The organism is Flavobacterium sp. (assembly GCF_043779715.1).
GTDB lineage: Bacteria > Bacteroidota > Bacteroidia > Flavobacteriales > Flavobacteriaceae > Flavobacterium.
The window spans coordinates 1-17252 of sequence record NZ_JAYWDT010000141.1 but is presented as its reverse complement, the minus strand read 5'-3'; the positions used below and the strand labels follow the sequence as shown (position 1 = coordinate 17252).

At 33.5% G+C, this 17252-nt stretch carries 16 protein-coding genes; 3 read left to right on the top strand and 13 right to left on the bottom strand.

Translation table 11 applies throughout. From position 1 onward, the window contains the following. The coding region (locus ACH2BG_RS07135) for a hypothetical protein (protein WP_395047017.1) at positions 1–617 on the top strand (617 nt) is incomplete at its 5' end. On the opposite strand, the gene ACH2BG_RS07130 is transcribed toward ACH2BG_RS07135, so the two are convergent. The 9 genes from ACH2BG_RS07130 to ACH2BG_RS07090 form a co-directional block, all read right to left on the bottom strand. Then, the gene (locus tag ACH2BG_RS07130) at positions 612–1298 is read right to left on the bottom strand and encodes a porin family protein (RefSeq protein ID WP_395047016.1); all 687 of its coding nucleotides are present in this window, start codon (positions 1296–1298) and stop codon (positions 612–614) included. The two genes, ACH2BG_RS07135 and ACH2BG_RS07130, sit on opposite strands and share 6 nt — an antisense overlap. An 81-nt stretch (positions 1299–1379) precedes the next feature. Then, positions 1380–3185: a cbb3-type cytochrome c oxidase subunit I gene (locus ACH2BG_RS07125; protein WP_395047015.1), complete on the bottom strand. Its 1806-nt coding sequence runs from the start codon at positions 3183–3185 to the stop codon at positions 1380–1382. Between the two features lie 30 nt (positions 3186–3215). Beyond that, on the bottom strand, positions 3216–4391 hold the full coding sequence (locus ACH2BG_RS07120) for a cytochrome c oxidase subunit II (RefSeq protein WP_395047014.1): 1176 nt from the start codon (positions 4389–4391) through the stop codon (positions 3216–3218). 18 nt (positions 4392–4409) lie between these two features. Continuing rightward, the gene (locus ACH2BG_RS07115) at positions 4410–5891 is read right to left on the bottom strand and encodes a quinol:cytochrome C oxidoreductase (protein WP_395047013.1); all 1482 of its coding nucleotides are present in this window, start codon (positions 5889–5891) and stop codon (positions 4410–4412) included. A 25-nt stretch (positions 5892–5916) separates the two neighbouring features. Then, entirely contained in the window at positions 5917–6462 is a 546-nt protein-coding gene (locus tag ACH2BG_RS07110; RefSeq protein ID WP_395047012.1) for a c-type cytochrome, read from the bottom strand. Positions 6463–6470: 8 nt separating this feature from the next. Beyond that, positions 6471–6995 carry a DUF3341 domain-containing protein gene (locus tag ACH2BG_RS07105; RefSeq protein WP_091476392.1) on the bottom strand — a complete coding sequence of 175 codons (525 nt, stop codon included), beginning with the start codon at positions 6993–6995 and terminating at the stop codon, positions 6471–6473. 6 nt (positions 6996–7001) lie between these two features. Next, positions 7002–8408: an NrfD/PsrC family molybdoenzyme membrane anchor subunit gene (gene nrfD / locus ACH2BG_RS07100; RefSeq protein ID WP_395047011.1), complete on the bottom strand. Its 1407-nt coding sequence runs from the start codon at positions 8406–8408 to the stop codon at positions 7002–7004. A gap of 96 nt (positions 8409–8504) precedes the next feature. Then, positions 8505–11534: a TAT-variant-translocated molybdopterin oxidoreductase gene (locus ACH2BG_RS07095; RefSeq protein ID WP_395047010.1), complete on the bottom strand. Its 3030-nt coding sequence runs from the start codon at positions 11532–11534 to the stop codon at positions 8505–8507. A 33-nt stretch (positions 11535–11567) separates the two neighbouring features. After that, positions 11568–12887 (bottom strand): c-type cytochrome, encoded by a 1320-nt coding sequence (locus ACH2BG_RS07090; protein ID WP_395047009.1) that lies wholly within the window; start codon positions 12885–12887, stop codon positions 11568–11570. 217 nt (positions 12888–13104) lie between these two features. On the opposite strand from ACH2BG_RS07090, the gene ACH2BG_RS07085 reads away from it, so the two are divergent. After that, positions 13105–13494, top strand: coding sequence for an SPOR domain-containing protein (locus ACH2BG_RS07085; protein ID WP_395047008.1), 390 nt, complete (start codon positions 13105–13107; stop codon positions 13492–13494). Positions 13495–13568: 74 nt separating this feature from the next. Here ACH2BG_RS07085 and ACH2BG_RS07080 read toward each other — a convergent pair whose 3' ends face one another. The 4 genes from ACH2BG_RS07080 to ACH2BG_RS07065 form a co-directional block, all read right to left on the bottom strand. Then, positions 13569–13901 carry an MGMT family protein gene (locus tag ACH2BG_RS07080; protein WP_395047007.1) on the bottom strand — a complete coding sequence of 111 codons (333 nt, stop codon included), beginning with the start codon at positions 13899–13901 and terminating at the stop codon, positions 13569–13571. A 3-nt stretch (positions 13902–13904) separates the two neighbouring features. After that, complete coding sequence (locus ACH2BG_RS07075; RefSeq protein ID WP_395047006.1) at positions 13905–14546, bottom strand: lysine transporter LysE; 642 nt, start codon at positions 14544–14546, stop codon at positions 13905–13907. Beyond that, on the bottom strand, positions 14547–15221 hold the full coding sequence (gene trmB / locus ACH2BG_RS07070) for a tRNA (guanosine(46)-N7)-methyltransferase TrmB (protein ID WP_395047005.1): 675 nt from the start codon (positions 15219–15221) through the stop codon (positions 14547–14549). 114 nt (positions 15222–15335) lie between these two features. Beyond that, positions 15336–15833 (bottom strand): helix-turn-helix transcriptional regulator, encoded by a 498-nt coding sequence (locus ACH2BG_RS07065; protein ID WP_395047004.1) that lies wholly within the window; start codon positions 15831–15833, stop codon positions 15336–15338. 296 nt (positions 15834–16129) lie between these two features. Here ACH2BG_RS07065 and ACH2BG_RS07060 point away from each other — a divergent pair, with 296 nt between their 5' ends. Continuing rightward, the gene (locus ACH2BG_RS07060; protein WP_395047003.1) at positions 16130–16906 is read left to right on the top strand and encodes a hypothetical protein; all 777 of its coding nucleotides are present in this window, start codon (positions 16130–16132) and stop codon (positions 16904–16906) included. Positions 16907–17252: the final 346 nt, after the last annotated feature.

The window sequence follows — 17252 nt, the reverse complement described above, 5'->3', positions numbered from 1 at the left end:
CTTTTTTCTTGAAAAGAATTCTTCCTTTTTTTTCTTATCTCTTCCACCCTATTTTTATATCGGTGCTGGCGACTGTTTTTTATTTTTTTATAACAACGGATAGGTATTTTGTTTACGAAGCGATTTATTTATACACCATACAAGTATTATTAGTTACTGTATTTATTCCTTTAGCCATTTTTTATTTGCTCATTATGTTGGGTAAAATAGATTCGGTAATGGTTACAAAGGTTTCCCAACGAAAAATCCCATTGACTATTCATATAGTATTACTTTCCGTTTTAATCGTAAAAAGTATTACAAAAGAAACGATTCCTGAGTTATTTTACTTTTTTTTAGGTAGTATAATTAGTAGTGTAATTGCTTTATTATTAGTTTATTTCGACAAGAAAGTAAGTTTGCACATGCTGGGAATGGCATCTTTGACTCTTTTTTGCATCAGTAGTTGTATGCATTTTCAAGTTCGCGAAGTAATTATTATAAGTCTGCTATTGTTTTGTAATGGTCTTGTAGCTTCATCTCGGCTATATATGAAAGCTCATACTAATAAAGAATTAGTTTTAGGATACTTAATTGGATTCTTTCCGCAGTTATTACTGTTGTTTTTTTGGCTATAAAACATAAAACATTAATCCAATATTTAAAGTGCTTAACTCTATAGGATTACCATTTAAACTACCATTTTTAAACATATTTTGCAATCCGTAATAAGCATATAAATTCCAAGAATTATATCCTGCAGAAATATAGACTCCGTAATGCATTTTATTGATGTCTGGATTATTATTTATTTTAAAGTTTTGGTTTGCATCTAGATATCTTGACTGACTTAATAGCAAATAACTCAATTTAAAACCCGTATATACCCTCCAAAACTTATGAGAATCGAAGGTTGATGTTCTCCAACGAAATTCGATAGGCAAATCGACAAAATACAAAGCTAATTTATTTTTTTCATAATTAACTCCTGATTCTATAATACTATAATTGATTGTTCCGCCAAGATTGTCGACCACAAGATTTTCTTTGTAGTTATTGTAGGAAAAACCCAAACCTGGTGCAATGGCAAAAGTTCTATTTTTATTGACCGGAAAATCTCTTAAAAATCCAAGGCTTAAACCGGTGGAAAACGAGTTCTGAGAAACGTCTTTTGGCTTTAAATTTAGTACGTTATAAGTTACCCCAAAATAAAACTGATCTTCACGATACAATGAATCTACCGCAGAAAAATCAGGCTCTTCCTGCGAAAAAGCATTTAAACAAGAAAGTAATAAAATAATTTTAAAAAGCTTTTGCATGGATTTTATTTATGGCTTAAAGTTAGTGAAATACTTTAAACTTAAAATGCCTTTCTTACGAAAGGCATTTTAAAATTTTATTTATGAATGATGAAGTTCTTCTTCTCCTTCTTTCATTGGTACTGTTTGAGGCACAAAATCATCGTCGTGACCTGGTTTACTATAATCATAAGGCCATCTATGAACTTCTGGAATAGCACCTGGCCAGTTTCCATGTATGTGTTCTATTGGTGCAGTCCACTCAAGTGTGTTAGATCTCCATGGGTTTTGTACTGTTCTTTTTCCGTAAAAAATACTGCTAAAGAAATTCCACATAAATACTATTTGAAAAGCTGCTCCAACTAATGCAAATCCTGTAATCACTTGATTTACATCTGCTAAATCATCAAACAAAGGAAAGTTAGTATTTGTATAATAACGACGTGGTAAGCCAGCCATTCCTATAAAGTGCATTGGATAGAAAACACCGTAAGCACAAATTGCTGTTACCCAAAAGTGAATATAACCTAAGTTTTTATTCATCATTCTTCCAAACATTTTAGGAAACCAGTGATAAACACCAGCAAAGAATCCGTACAATGCAGAAATACCCATTACTAAGTGAAAGTGAGCTACAACGAAATAAGTATCGTGAACATTAATATCTAATGTACTATCTCCTAAAACGATTCCTGTAATTCCTCCTGATATAAAGGTAGAAACCAATCCGATAGAAAATAACATCGCAGGGTTTAACTGTAAGTTACCTTTCCAAAGTGTTGTGATATAATTAAATGCTTTTACCGCAGATGGAATTGCAATTAATAAAGTTGTAAATGTAAATACAGATCCTAAAAATGGATTCATTCCTGAAATAAACATATGGTGACCCCAAACAATTGTCGATAAAAATGCAATTGCTAATATAGAAGCAATCATCGCACGGTATCCAAAAATTGGTTTACGAGAGTTTGTTGCAATAACTTCAGATGTAATTCCTAAAGCTGGTAATAATACAATATAAACTTCTGGGTGACCTAAGAACCAAAATAAGTGTTCGAACAATACTGGAGAACCTCCTTGGTAATGCAAAACTTCACCTGAGATAAAAATATCTGACAAGAAAAATGAAGTACCAAAACTTCTATCCATTATAAGTAATAATGCTGCCGATAATAATACTGGAAACGAAATAATACCAATAATTGCTGTAACAAAGAAAGCCCAAATAGTAAGTGGCAATCTTGTCATAGACATTCCTTTTGTTCTTAAATTAATTACTGTAACAACATAATTTAATGACCCCATTAGTGAAGATGCAATAAATATTGCCATAGAAACCAACCACAAAGTCATACCTGTACCAGAACCTGGAATTGCCTGAGGCAAAGCACTTAAAGGCGGATAAATTGTCCATCCTGCTGATGCTGGTCCTGATTCAACAAAAAGTGATGATAACATAATTACACTCGATGTAAAAAATAACCAATAAGAAACCATGTTCAAGAATCCTGATGCCATATCTCGTGCACCAATTTGAAGTGGAATTAATAAATTACTAAAAGTTCCAGACAAACCAGCTGTTAATACAAAGAAAACCATGATTGTACCGTGAATTGTTACCAATGCAAGGTAAATATCATTACGCATTACTCCTCCTGGTGCTAATTTATCTCCTAAAAGGAAATCAAATATTTTGAATGGCTGTTCAGGCCAAGCAATTTGCATTCTGAAAAGTAACGACATGATAACTCCAATGATTCCCATGATAATACCAGAAATCAGGTATTGTTTAGCAATCATTTTGTGATCTATACTAAAAATATATTTAGTTATAAAAGTGTCTTTATGGTGGTGTTCGTGATCGTGATCATGTGCGTGATCGTGGTCATGAGATGCTGCTGCCATAGTGTTTTATTTTAAATTTTATTTGTATAATTATTTTACTGCAACTGGAGTTGCAATTGCCGCAACTTTTGCTGAATCTACTTTTTTAGCTACTGTCACTGTTACAACTGGAGCGCTTTCGGCAGCCTTAGCCGCTTTTTCATCCGCAACAGTTTTTACAATTGTTGGTTGATCTTTTAACCAATTTTGATATTCTTCTGGAGTATCTACAACAATTTTCATTTGCATATTGTAGTGAGATGCACCACAAATTTTGTTACATAACAATAGGTAATCAAAAGTGTAAGGATCAAGTGGTGATTCTCCATTAGCAACTAATTCTGTACTTTTTTTAGAACGTATTTTGTTAATGTTATGCACTTTTTCAATCATATGTTCCGTTTGACGCATTTCGTCAGTGGTCATAATAGGTCTGAAAGCAAATTGAGTCACCATTCCTGGCACACAGTTCATTTGTGCTCTAAAATGCGGCATAAAGGCAGAGTGTAAAACATCTTGCGAACGCAATTTGAATACAATTTTTTTACCTTTTGGAATATGTAATTCTGTTGTTGTTACAATGTCGTCTTGTGCATTTGGATCTTCAAGATCAACACCTGTAGTGTTTATACCTTCTATCAAACGTACATTGGCTTTTCCTAACACGTTGTCTTTTCCTGAATAACGAGCAGTCCATGCGAATTGTTTTGCATATAATTCGACATACATTACATCTTCATCTTCATCAACAAACATAATATTTGTCCAAGTATATAATCCGTAAAGAATTAAACCTGCCAAAACAAATACTGGAATGATTGTCCAAATGAATTCTAATCTATCATTATCAGCAAAGTAAACTGCTTTTTTTCCTTCTTCACCTCTGTATTTGAAGGCGAAATAAAACAAAAGCGCTTGTGTTATTGCAAGAACAAAAAATACTACTCCAAATGTTATCCACATTAAGTTATCATAATCAGCTCCATGTTCAGAAGCAGGATCAATTAAAACTAAATCACTCCATTTAAACAATCCGTATATTACGAAAACGTATAGGAATACAAGGAAACCAAACATTAAATATCCTTGGATATTATTGTCCTTATTATCTGCAATTTGAGAACGATTTCTATTTGCTCCAACTTGAGTCAAATCAAAAATCTTCGTGATTTGCCAAATTGCAACACCTACTAAAAGTAAAACTATAATTACCAACAAACTTGTCATCTGTTTTTTGTTTAAATATTAATAATGAAAATGCTTGCTCTCTTCGATAAGTGGATTTCCTTTTGGTAATAATGCTTGTTTTGCAAGTGTGGTAAACACTACAAAAATAAACAATCCAGCAAAGAATAATATCGAACTTATTTCTGAAATTCCAATAAACCATTGGTCACCAACTGTTGCTGGATAAATCATATTATGAAAGTCTAAATAGTGACCACATAAAATTACGATTCCAGCCATAGATATAATCCAAGGAACACGTTTGAAATCTGTATTAATTAATATTAAAATTGGAAATACGAAGTTCATCGCTACCATTCCGAAGAAAGGCAAGTTATAATGTTCGATTCTAAATTTAAAATAAGTTACTTCTTCAGGGATATTTGCATACCACATTAACATAAATTGAGAGAACCATAAATAAGTCCAGAATACTGATATACCAAACATAAATTTAGCTAAATCGTGAAAATGACTGTTGTTTACGTTTTCTAAATATCCTTTAGATTTTAAGTATAATGTTGTTAATGCGATTACAGTAATTCCGCTTACGAAGAAACTTGCAAATACATACCATCCAAATAAAGTACTGTACCAGTGAGGATCTACAGACATAATCCAATCCCAAGACATCATAGATTCTGAAACTAAGAAGAATGCTAAAAATGCTGCTGATGCTTTGAAATTTTTCTTATAATAAGTTGCATCATGTGTTTCGTCTAATGCTAATGCGTTTTTGCGAGTGTACTGACGGTAAAATATCCAACCACCCATAAAGATTGCTGCTCTGATTAAGAAAAATGGTACGTTTAAATAACCTGCTTTTCCTTGAATTAACTCATCGTGTTTTACAACTTCAGGATCCATCCAAACAAATAAATGGTTAAATCCTAATCCTGATAAAACCAATAATACATAAACAATTATAGCTCCAGGAACTAAGTATGATGTTAATGCTTCCATCACTCTAAATAATACTGGAGACCAACCTGCTTGTGCAGCGTGTTGTATAGCATAAAATACTAAAACTCCCAATGATATTAACATAAAGAATAATGCAGCAACGTATAATGCGGCCCAAGGTTTGTTTTGCAACTGACCTAAAACGTGTTCTAAATGTTCAGCGTGCTCTGCATGTGCATCGTTAGCTACTTCGTGACCTTCAGCTTTTGCTTCATGAGTGTCGTGAACTGGCGTAGCAACAGCTGCAACATGTCCTTCTTCAACATGACTTGCAATTGAATCTAAATGATTTACTGCTAAAGTTGCAGAATCTTTAACTACTTCTGTTGCATGTGCCTCTTCTTTATGAACTGGCGCAGCTTCATGTGTAGTTTCAGATGCAGATGCTTCATGATGTTCACCATGGCTTGTTGCAAGAATAGCTTCTACTTCCTTTGTATTTTTAGGGGCAGTGAAAAAACCATAACCAATTCCCAACGCTCCTAAAAGCATTAAGATGAATGATAAGTTTTTTAATTTGCTTGAAAATGTATACATAATTTATAAATAGATTGTTTTACAATTATAATTCAGACTTAAGTTTCATAACATAAGCGGCAACTTGCCATCTTTCTGTTTTTGTCAATTGATTTGCATGTGAACCCATAGCATTTAATCCATATGTCTCTACATGAAAAACACTTCCAACAGAAACATCTCTGTCTGCATAACTAGGAACCCCGAGAAATTTCTCTCTTTTTACTAAATTCCCTTTTCCATCTCCTTTTTCACCATGACAAATAGCACAGTAAATCTCGAACAATTCTTTTGCTTTTTCAAAATCGACAGCAGTTGAATCTAATGGAGAAGTAGTAACGCTTTTTGACGCCAAATAACCTGCTGGTGTATTTGGTATTTCATAAGGTACAAAACCTCTTTTGATAGAACCTTGTGCAGGAAGTTGTCCTTCTTTTCCGTTTTTGAAAGCGGAAGATTCTGAATAAGTTTCGTATCCAGCCGACTCATACATATTAGGAAAAAACTGATAGTTAGGCTTTAACTTATCTTGACATGAAAACAGCAATGAAGATAACCCCATTAAAACTGCTAGTGTATATACTTTTTTCATAGTTCTGATTAATGCTTTTCTACTACTTTAACTTCTACAGCTCCCGTATTTTTTAGGAAAGAAGTTAATTCATCTTCATTATTATTTACTGCAACTTCCATCAAGAAGTGATCGTCTGTTGTACGAACATCTGGATTTTCTGCTGTTTTAAATGGCCATAATTTACTTCTCATATAAAAAGTAATAACCATAAGGTGTGCTGCAAAAAATACCGTTTCTTCAAACATAATTGGCACGAATGATGGCATATTTTGAATGTAAGAAAAACTTGGTTTTCCACCTATATCTTGTGGCCAATCTTGAATCATGATATAATTCATCATCCAAGTTCCAAAAGACAAACCTGTTAAACCATACAAAAAGGCACAAATTGCAATTCTTGTTGGCGCCAATCCCATAGCTTTATCTAGCCCGTGAACTGGAAACGGTGTGTAAACCTCTTCAATATGATGGTGTGCTAATCTGGTTTGCTTTACAGCATCCATCAAAACATCGTCATCATTATATAGTGCATGTATTACTTTATTACTCATGACTTATTAGTGATTATCGTGATTATGTCCATTTTGTTCTCTTTCTCTTTTGTAATTATCTCCCGATGATTTCAAGATAGTTTTTACTTCTGCTTGAGCAATCACTGGGAATGATCTAGAATAAAGTAAAAATAACACGAAAAAGAATCCAATAGTACCTATAAAAATACCTATATCTACAAATGTTGGTTGAAACATTGTCCAAGATGATGGCAAGTAATCACGGTGTAACGAAGTTACGATAATTACAAAACGTTCAAACCACATTCCTATATTTACTACAATTGATATAATAAATGAGAACATAATACTTGTTCTTAATTTTTTAAACCACATAAATTGTGGAGAAAATACATTACAAGTCATCATTGCCCAATACGCCCACCAGTAAGGCCCGGTTGCTCTGTTTAAGAACGCATATTGCTCATATTCTACACCTGAATACCATGCTACAAAAAGCTCTGTGATATACGCACATCCTACGATAGAACCTGTAATCATGATTACAATATTCATTAATTCGATATGCTGAATCGTAATATAATCTTCTAAGTTTGATACTTTTCTCATAATGATAAGCAAAGTATTTACCATAGCAAATCCTGAGAATACTGCTCCTGCCACAAAATATGGAGGAAGAATAGTTGTATGCCAACCTGGCACGATAGACGTAGCAAAGTCAAAAGATACAATCGTATGTACCGAAAGTACAAGTGGGGTCGCTAAACCTGCCAAAACAAGTGAAACTTCTTCAAAACGTTGCCAATCTTTTGCACGACCTGACCAACCAAAACTTAATATAGAGTAAACTCTTTTATTAAAAGGCGTTACAGCTCTATCTCTAATCATCGCAAAATCAGGTAATAAACCTGTCCACCAGAAAACCAATGATACAGATAAGTATGTCGAGATTGCAAAAACGTCCCAAAGTAATGGTGAGTTAAAGTTCACCCAAAGTGAACCAAACTGATTCGGGATAGGTAAAACCCAGTATCCTAACCATGGACGCCCCATGTGGATAATTGGAAACAAACCTGCTTGCATTACAGAGAAAATAGTCATTGCTTCTGCAGAACGGTTAATCGCCATTCTCCATTTTTGACGGAATAATAATAATACCGCAGAAATTAAGGTTCCTGCGTGACCAATACCAACCCACCAAACGAAGTTAGTGATATCCCAAGCCCAACCTACTGTTTTATTTAATCCCCAAGTTCCAATACCTGTTGTGATGGTATAAATCATACAGCTTAATCCCCACAAAAATGCAGCTAAAGCTATATAAAATACTGTCCACCATTGTTTATTGGCTCTACCTTCTACTGGTCTTGCTACATCTACTGTAACATCATGATAGCTTTTACTACCAATAACCAAAGGCTTTCTAATGGGTGCTTCGTAATGAGACGACATAATTTAATTTTAGATTTTAGATTTTAGATTTCAGATTTAAAAAAATCATCTTTCTTATCTATATTTTACAATTCTTTCTCTTGCCTATTATTCTTACTAATTTCTAACTTTTACGTGATAAAATACATTTGGTTTTGTTCCAATGTGCTCTAACAAGTGATACATTCTCTTATCTTCTGATAATTCAGCTACTTTACTTTCTTTGTTATTTACGTCTCCAAAAACCATAGCTCCAGAAGTACAAGCATTTGAACAAGCAGTTTGAAACTCACCTGATTTCACTTCTCTTCCTTCACGTTTTGCTGTTAGAATTGTACTTTGTGTCATTTGAATACACATAGAACATTTCTCCATTACTCCACGAGAACGAACGTTAACATCAGGATTTAAAACCATACGACCTAAATCATCATTCATGTGGTAATCGAATTCATCGTTTCCGTTATACAAGAACCAGTTAAAACGACGTACTTTATAAGGACAGTTGTTTGCACAATATCTAGTTCCAACACATCTGTTGTAAGCCATGTGGTTTTGACCTTGACGGCTATGTGAAGTTGCTGCCACAGGACAAACAGTTTCACAAGGCGCATGGTTACAGTGCTGACACATTACAGGCTGGAAAGCAACTTGAGGATTATCCGATGGTGTTTCCATTCCACGTAAAGTAGAAATAGAATCCATCAATCCGTCGCTTCCTTCTTTGGTTTTACTATCTCCTTCAAAAGTTGTTTCAGAAGAATAATATCTATCGATACGCAACCAGTGCATATCACGACTTCTTCTTACTTCCGATTTTCCAACAACTGGTACATTATTTTCTGCATGACAAGCGATAACGCAAGCTCCACAACCTGTACAAGCATTTAAATCGATCGAAAGATTAAAGTGGTGTCCTACTGAACGATCGAAAGATTCCCATAAATCGACAGTTGTAGCTGGCACTTCTTTGTGATCTAAAGAAACCATAGGAACAAGATTCCATTCACCAGATTCCTTCGTATTAAATATATCAAGGGAAGTTTCTTTGATAATATCTCCACGACCCATCAATGTTCTTTGAAGCTGAACACAAGCAAATTCGTGCTCACCATCTTCTTTAGCAATAGTTACATTTTGTACATTACTAAAGTTATTATATAAAGTATAGGCATTTACCCCTACTTGCATTTCTTCTTTCATAGCCGCTTTACGACCATATCCTAAAGCCAATCCAACAGTTCCTTTTGCTTGACCTGGTTGAATAATTACTGGAACTTTTTCTAATTTTACACCATCAACAGTTAAGGTTACGTAACTTCCGTTAAGTCCTCCATTAGCCACATTCCAGTTTTCAATTCCTGAAGTTGTTGCATCTGCTTGTGATATTGTTAAATAATTATCCCATGATGCTCTTGTAATTGGATCCGGAAATTCTTGTAGCCAAGGATTGTTTGCTTGCTGACCGTCTCCTAAACCAGTTTTAGTATACAATACTAATTCTAATTTTGATGATACAGCTTTCGCCAAAGTTGAAGCAGCTCCGTTAAAATCAGCACCCGCTCCAGCAGAAGCTGAAACTCCTTCTGTAACCACTACACCATCATGAACCAATTGGTTCCATGATTTTGCACCTGACCAAGAAGCACGAAGATAATCGTAATAAGCTTGTGTATTTCCTGTCCAAGATAATAAGGCATCTTGAAATTGTACTGTATCAAATAAAGGGCGAATGGTAGGTTGTGTTAAAGCATAACTTCCTTTAACAACACTTACATCTCCCCAAGATTCTAAATAATGTGGTGTTGCTACTGCAATGTTTGAAACAGCAGCAGTTTCATCTTCTTTCATTGCAAATGCAACAGAAAGTTTTACTTTTTTCAATGAATCTGCAAATTCTTTTCCGTTTGGCAAAGAATAAACTGGATTTACACCATTCATAATTAATGTATGAACAGCTCCTGATTTCATATCAGTTAAAAGTTGTTTTACATCAGCGTTATTTCCTTTACGGATTTGACGTGTGTTAGCTACATTAAAAGCTTCGCTTGATAAAGCTCTATTGATAGCCAAAACCAGCAATTGTGCATTTTTATCATCGATACCACAAACTAAAACACCTTTGCTTCCAGCGGCTTTTAGTTGTTGTCCTGCTTTCATTACCATTTCATCTTTAGAAGAACCTATCGAAGAACCTGTAATTATATTATATATTTGAACTAATGCTTGTTTTTGATTTGCAACAGTCATTGGGACACGCTTATCAGCAGCAGCACCAGACAAAGTCATGTTTGCTTCAAACTGAAAGTGACGTGACATTTTTCCGTTTTGAGGAATACGACCTTGCGCATATCCAGAATCGAAACCACCACCTTGCCAATCTCCTAAGAAGTCTGCACCAACAGAAACAATTACATTAGCTTTTGAAAAGTCATAATCAGCCAAAGCTCTTTCGCCATAAACAGCTTCAAAAGCATCTAAAGCATCTGACGAAGAAACCGCATCATAAGTTATATGTTTTGCATTTGGATTTGAAGCCAAAAACTGAGCGATCAACCTGTCAGTAGATGGACTTGCAGCAGTATTTGTTAACAATACAACTTTCCCACCTTTTGCTTTAGCATCAACAACACTAGCTTTAATTTTAGCATTTGCTTGATCCCAAGTTGCATCTTTACCAGCAATTTTTGAAGTTTTCAAACGCATATTATCATATAATGATAATACAGACGCGTGAACACGAGCATTTGCATGGAAATTTGCACCCGCAATTTTATTGTTTTCTATTTTGATAGGACGACCTTCACGCGTTTTTACTAAAATATTAGCAAAATCGAAACCATCAGCAATTGTAGTCGCATAATAATCGGCTACACCAGGGATAATTTCTTCAGGTTGAACTACATAAGGAATTGACTTATGCACTGGACCTTCACAAGCTGCAAGTGAAGCAGCAGCCGTAGTAAATCCAACGTACTTAAGAAAGTCACGACGTGTTGTAGAAGATGTAGCTAAAGTAGCAGCATCACCTAAAAATTCATTTGTTGGAATTTCTTCCACAAATTCGTTATTTCTAAGCGTCTCAACAATAGAACTATTTTCGTTTAGTTCTTCAACACTTTTCCAGTATTTTTTGTTTGATGACATATTGTATATAAAAATTAGCTTCTTAGTAATATATTAATAGTGACATTTACCACATTCTAAACCTCCCATTTGCGCTGCAGTCAATTTGTCTACACCGTATTTTTTAGAAAGCTCTTCGTGAATTTTTTTGTAGTAATCGTTTCCTTCTACCTTCACATCTGTTTCGCGGTGACAGTTCACACACCAACCCATAGTTAGTGGAGCAAATTGTCTTTGAATCTCGTAAGTTTCAACTGGACCGTGACATTTCTGACACTCAATTCCAGCCACAGTTACGTGTTGCGAATGATTAAAGTAAACGAAATCAGGTAAATTATGAATTCTAACCCATTTTACCGGTTTAGTTTTTCCTGTATATTTTTGAGTTGTTTTATCCCAGCCAACCGCATCGTATAGCTTCTGAATTTCTCCTGTGTAATACTCTTTTGTGTATTCAACATAAGTTGAATCTTTATCTCCTTGGAATTCAGAAATATTTTTATGACAGTTCATACAAACATTTAATGAAGGAATTCCAGCATTTTTACTTACACGAGCCGAAGAGTGGCAGTATTTACATTCGATACCGTTATCACCAGCGTGAATTTTATGTGAATAATGTATTGGCTGAATTGGCGCATAATCTTTATCGACACCTATTTGAGATAGGTAACCGTAAACAAAGAAGGCACTAGTTAACATTAATAATATAACTGAAACCAATACTAAAAACTGATTTTTAGCAAATGCTTTCCAGATAGGCAATGTTTTTGCTTTTTCAGCTACTTCGATACCATTTGCTTTTGCAATTTTACCCAAGACATTGTTTACCATAAACAACATAGCTACTAAAACCGCTAAAATACCAGCCAACAATCCTAGGATTAGGTTGTTTGATATTCCGCCTTCCGACGAAGCTCCTTCAGCACCAGCAGTTGGTGTTTTTATTGGCGCTTCAATTACAGTATCAGTATAAGCTAAAATATTATCTATATCAGCGTTTGATAATTGTGGAAAAGCAGTCATTACAGACTTGTTGTTCTCATTAAAAAGCTTTACAGCATCTGCATCACCTGAAGCAATAAGCGCAGAGCTATTTTTGATCCAACTGTACAACCATGTTTTATCATGTTTTGCAGTTACACCACGTAAAGCCGGACCCGTCATTTTAGCATCTAGCTTATGACAAGCCGCACAATTTGAGTTAAAAAGTGCTTTTCCTTGTACAGCATCTCCACCAGCAGCAGGAGCTGTAGTTGCAACGACAGCTGGAGCAGCTTCTTGCGCAAAGGAATTTAGAGAAATGGACATTACAAACGCTAAACTCAGCGCTATTATCCTTGAAATCGATTTATGGTTACCCACTTTTTTCATATATTAAATGATTAACATCTAAATTTGGTATTGATTTTACTACGATTTTCGAAATAAATACAATTTGCCATTTAAAAAACTTCGACAAAAATACGACTTATGAACTATTCTCAAAACCTTAAATATATCTTAATTATTAATTTATATTTATTCTAAATAATATTTTTTGATTTGTTTAAGAAGTTAAAATGTATTTTTGTATTAAAATATATTCATTATGAGAATCTTAAGTTTTAGAAGTGTCGTTTACAGCATTATTTTTTTGATATTTTTGTCTTCCAATTGTTTTTCACAAGAGGCAAAAACTTCTATTTCGCAAGATGCTAGATTCGAACAGCTTTTGAACGAAAAGAGAAAAATAAATTCATCGATAACGATAAATAATCGTTTTAAAATTCAAATTTTTACAGGAGATAACGAAAACAGTAAAAAGGCATTGACCGATTTTAGAAAAGACAACAAAAACACCGATGCTACAATCGTTTTTAGTACGCCTATGTATAAAGTTTGGATTGGAAATTATAAAACTAGGATAGAAGCCGAAAATAAACTTCAAGCTTTAAAAAAGAAATACCCAAATGCTTTTTTAGTAAAACCGAATAAGTAGAAAAGTCTTAAAGTCGAAAGTCAAATGTCTTAAAGTCGTTTGATTTAAACCATATAAAATTGGATTTTTAAATATTATTTACTCATTATTGGTTCCCAAAAAACCTTCTCGAAATTCTGAATCTGATTATCAACTACAACAATTCCTTCGCTTTCTAACAATTGTTGCATGAGATTTGTGCCTTCAAAATGGTGCTTTCCTGTAAGTAAACCTTTGCGATTTACGACTCTGTGAGCAGGAACATCTTCAAGATTATGAGCCGCATTCATCGCCCAACCTACCATTCTTGCAGAACGAGCTGTACCTAAAACTTTTGCAATAGCGCCATAAGAAGTAACTTTTCCGTAAGGAATTTGTTTTGCAACAGCATAAACACGTTCGAAAAAATTATCTCCTGCTTCTGACATAATTTAAAGTTTAAAATAAAACTTTATAATGTGATATAAAGCCAAAACGGCAATAGTTCCTGTAACTGATCCTATTATTGTATTCATATTTTTAACAAGATAATCGGTTTTAGATTCGATTTTTTTGAAAAAATAAATGTAACCGTAAAAAACAGCCAAAGAACCCAAAACAACCCCAACTACAAAACTATATATTGCTATTGCATTGAAAGTAAAATACCCGAATGACACCAAACTCACACTAGCAAAAACATAATAAGGAACAGGCAAAAAATTAATTGTAGAAATGAACATTCCGAGAAAAAATCGACTTTTTTTGCTCTTTATTTTCAATTCCTTTTGCTCCTTTTTTTTAGGTTTTTTTGCAATCCAAAAAAAATAAATGGTTAAAATAGCAAATACTCCAAACCCGATTTCTCGAAGTAAAATAATAACTTCCTGATGATCTGCAATATATCTAGCAAAGATTAAAGCAACGAGCGTTTGAAAAAAAACAACAACTAATGCCCCAAAAGTAAACAATAAAGCACGATTCTTACCATCTTGCGTGCTAATTTTAGCGGCTGTCATATTGATTATTCCTGGCGGAAAAACCCCTACTAATGCAGTAATAAAACCCAAAAAAAGTGGCGTGATGATGTTCATTTATTTAATCTTAAAACGAATATACGTAATAGATTTGTTTATTTCCAAATATTGCTTTTCATAAAATGTCTGAATTTCAATTACTTCCTCTGGCGAACCTTCGTTTGTGTACACGTTATGATTGGCATATAAAACTTCGTGCCCTTCTCCATGCAATAATCCTAAGGTGTAACCATGCATAAACTCTGAGTCGGTTTTTAGATTCATAATCCCGTCTGGTTTTAGAATTTTTTTGTACAGTTGCAAGAACTCCGAATTGGTCATTCTGTGTTTGGTACGTTTGTATTTTATTTGTGGATCTGGAAAAGTAATCCAAATTTCATCAACTTCGTTTTCGGCAAAAATATGATTTATCAGTTCTATTTGCGTGCGAACAAATCCAACATTATGAAGTCCAGTTTCGACCGCAGTTTTTGCACCACGCCAAAAGCGCGCTCCTTTTATATCGATTCCTATAAAATTTTTGTTCGGGAATTTTGCTGCCAAACCAACTGAATATTCGCCTTTTCCACAACCTAATTCTAAAACAATTGGATTGTCATTCTTAAAAAAATCTTGATTCCATTTTCCTTTTAATTCAAACGAATCCGACACTACTTCCTCACGAGTTGGTTGAAAAACGTTACCAAACGTTTCATTCTCCCCAAACCTCTTCATCTTATTTTTACTTCCCACCTTTATTTAATATTTCGGCAAAAATAGGAAAATATAAATCAATAGATATAAACTTATGATAATGTTTGTGTAACCTGTTAGGCGCCATTATTTAGATTACGAAAAAAATGGCGTTTAATATTTGGCATCAATATAATCTAACTGGCTCTTGATGCCTTCTAGTTTTAATAATTGTTTGGTTTGATTGGCCAAACTGTATTTTTGAATTCCTGCAATGGCTTGATGCAACAATATATCGGCTAGTTCCGCCTTACTTTTTTGTAAATGCTGTGCTAATGAATGGAGTTGCAAGCTTTGGTTGTATTTTTTTTCAATTTTATCTAGCATTCGTTGCTCTTTCATTTGTTGGTATTTCAATTCTATTGTTTGATGCTTTATTATTTCTTGCACTTTAGATTTTTGTTTGTCTAGGAGTTCATTTTCTTCTTTCGAAACTATTTCTTTTTGTTGGAAGAATATTAAAATTTCAGCAATCTTGGTCATTGTACCTGTTGGCAAGTCACGCTTGCCCGTTTCGTACATCGCTAGCTGACTCAGGGTTATTTTTAGATACCACGCCATCATTTCTTGTGACAGCCCAAGTTGGTCTCGAAGTAGTTGCGTTGTTTTCATGTTGTGATAATTTTTATAAAAATAATTATTTTATCACAAAGCTGTGATAATTTTTTAAAAAAATTAAATTTTATCACAAAGTTGTGATAATTTTATGAAAAAAATATTTTTTTATCACAAAAAAAATTAAACTTTCATCATGAATATGTTTTCTACTCATGTAAGCTCAAAATCATTGCAATAAATAAAGAGTCCTCTTGACTATTTATAATAGATTTTTATTATTTTAGCCTAAATAACAAAAGACTGACTTTAGTCAGACCAATCTGCCTGTTAGCAGCTATTTTTGAAAAACTATGCGTACAACAGATTGTAAGCTTTCCAAAGCTGAAGTTGCAGATAAAAAAAATTCTCACATAGTTTCCAAATTTTTTGGGAAAGAATTATTTATTTCAGATATAGGAAACCACGCAGAGCAAATTCATAAGAGTGGAAAATCAAGAAAAATTTATTCCATTCCTAAAGAAGATTTCATCCTTTGCTCAAATTGTGAAAAAAAGTTTGAAGTTCTTGAAACTTACTTTGCTATATTTTTCAATAAGCTTCGTGATTACCTAAATTTCCCTGAAGATTTTTCATTCCAAAAACTAGGCAGTCAAGATTTTATTTCTTGTAAAAAACTAAATCCTACACTTTTCAAATTATTCATTTACTCTTTGATTTGGCGTTTATCGATTTCAAAACATCAAACAAATGAAAATTTCATACTTCCGAATAAAATTGAAGAAGAATTGAGAGAGTTTTTAAACCAAAATTTATCCGTAGAACAGCAAATTTTATTGAAATCAGTTGAAATGGTTAAAGAATTTCCATCTTATGATTTATGTATAATAAAGCCTGAAAACAAGACTGATAATTTTAAAGGTATGTATTCGGCTTTTCAGATGAGCGAATCAGCATATTTATTAGTTTTGGTTGACTTTATACTTTTCTTCTATATAGATGATTCAACTGACATAGTTTTAAAAAAATTTAGTAATGGTCAAAACGAAAATGTCATCATTCCCATAAGTGATGATGAACGCTGGTTTGACTTAAACAAATTAATAGTATCAAAAATGTTAAATAATTAAAACAGCAGGTAACAGCGGGTTTATGCTATGGCGGGTTTAGGGATTTATTGGTAATGGTCAGTGAATATTTTTCTTCTCCGAAGTGAGGCTTTTTCTTTCAATCTTTTCGGTATATTTGTAAACATCAGTAACAAAAACCCGCCACATCATAAAGCCGGCGGGACGTTGTGTGCTATTTACGAGCGACGAAATACTAAAAAAAACATATGAAATTAAAATATTTAGCAATTCTGATTATCTTCTCAAACTTAACTTTTGGGCAAAAAAATGATAATCGCTTAATTGGTTTAGATACTGAAATAATAAATATTCTAAAATCATATAATGCTGTTGGTTTATCCATTGC

Coding starts and splice junctions, on each gene's coding strand:
- ACH2BG_RS07130 (WP_395047016.1), bottom strand. CDS start 1,298: ATGCAAAAGCTTTTTAAAATTATTTTATTACTTTCTTGTTTAAATGCT.
- ACH2BG_RS07125 (WP_395047015.1), bottom strand. CDS start 3,185: ATGGCAGCAGCATCTCATGACCACGATCACGCACATGATCACGATCAC.
- ACH2BG_RS07120 (WP_395047014.1), bottom strand. CDS start 4,391: ATGACAAGTTTGTTGGTAATTATAGTTTTACTTTTAGTAGGTGTTGCA.
- ACH2BG_RS07115 (WP_395047013.1), bottom strand. CDS start 5,891: ATGTATACATTTTCAAGCAAATTAAAAAACTTATCATTCATCTTAATG.
- ACH2BG_RS07110 (WP_395047012.1), bottom strand. CDS start 6,462: ATGAAAAAAGTATATACACTAGCAGTTTTAATGGGGTTATCTTCATTG.
- ACH2BG_RS07105 (WP_091476392.1), bottom strand. CDS start 6,995: ATGAGTAATAAAGTAATACATGCACTATATAATGATGACGATGTTTTG.
- nrfD (WP_395047011.1), bottom strand. CDS start 8,408: ATGTCGTCTCATTACGAAGCACCCATTAGAAAGCCTTTGGTTATTGGT.
- ACH2BG_RS07095 (WP_395047010.1), bottom strand. CDS start 11,534: ATGTCATCAAACAAAAAATACTGGAAAAGTGTTGAAGAACTAAACGAA.
- ACH2BG_RS07090 (WP_395047009.1), bottom strand. CDS start 12,887: ATGAAAAAAGTGGGTAACCATAAATCGATTTCAAGGATAATAGCGCTG.
- ACH2BG_RS07085 (WP_395047008.1), top strand. CDS start 13,105: ATGAGAATCTTAAGTTTTAGAAGTGTCGTTTACAGCATTATTTTTTTG.
- ACH2BG_RS07080 (WP_395047007.1), bottom strand. CDS start 13,901: ATGTCAGAAGCAGGAGATAATTTTTTCGAACGTGTTTATGCTGTTGCA.
- ACH2BG_RS07075 (WP_395047006.1), bottom strand. CDS start 14,546: ATGAACATCATCACGCCACTTTTTTTGGGTTTTATTACTGCATTAGTA.
- ACH2BG_RS07065 (WP_395047004.1), bottom strand. CDS start 15,833: ATGAAAACAACGCAACTACTTCGAGACCAACTTGGGCTGTCACAAGAA.
- ACH2BG_RS07060 (WP_395047003.1), top strand. CDS start 16,130: ATGCGTACAACAGATTGTAAGCTTTCCAAAGCTGAAGTTGCAGATAAA.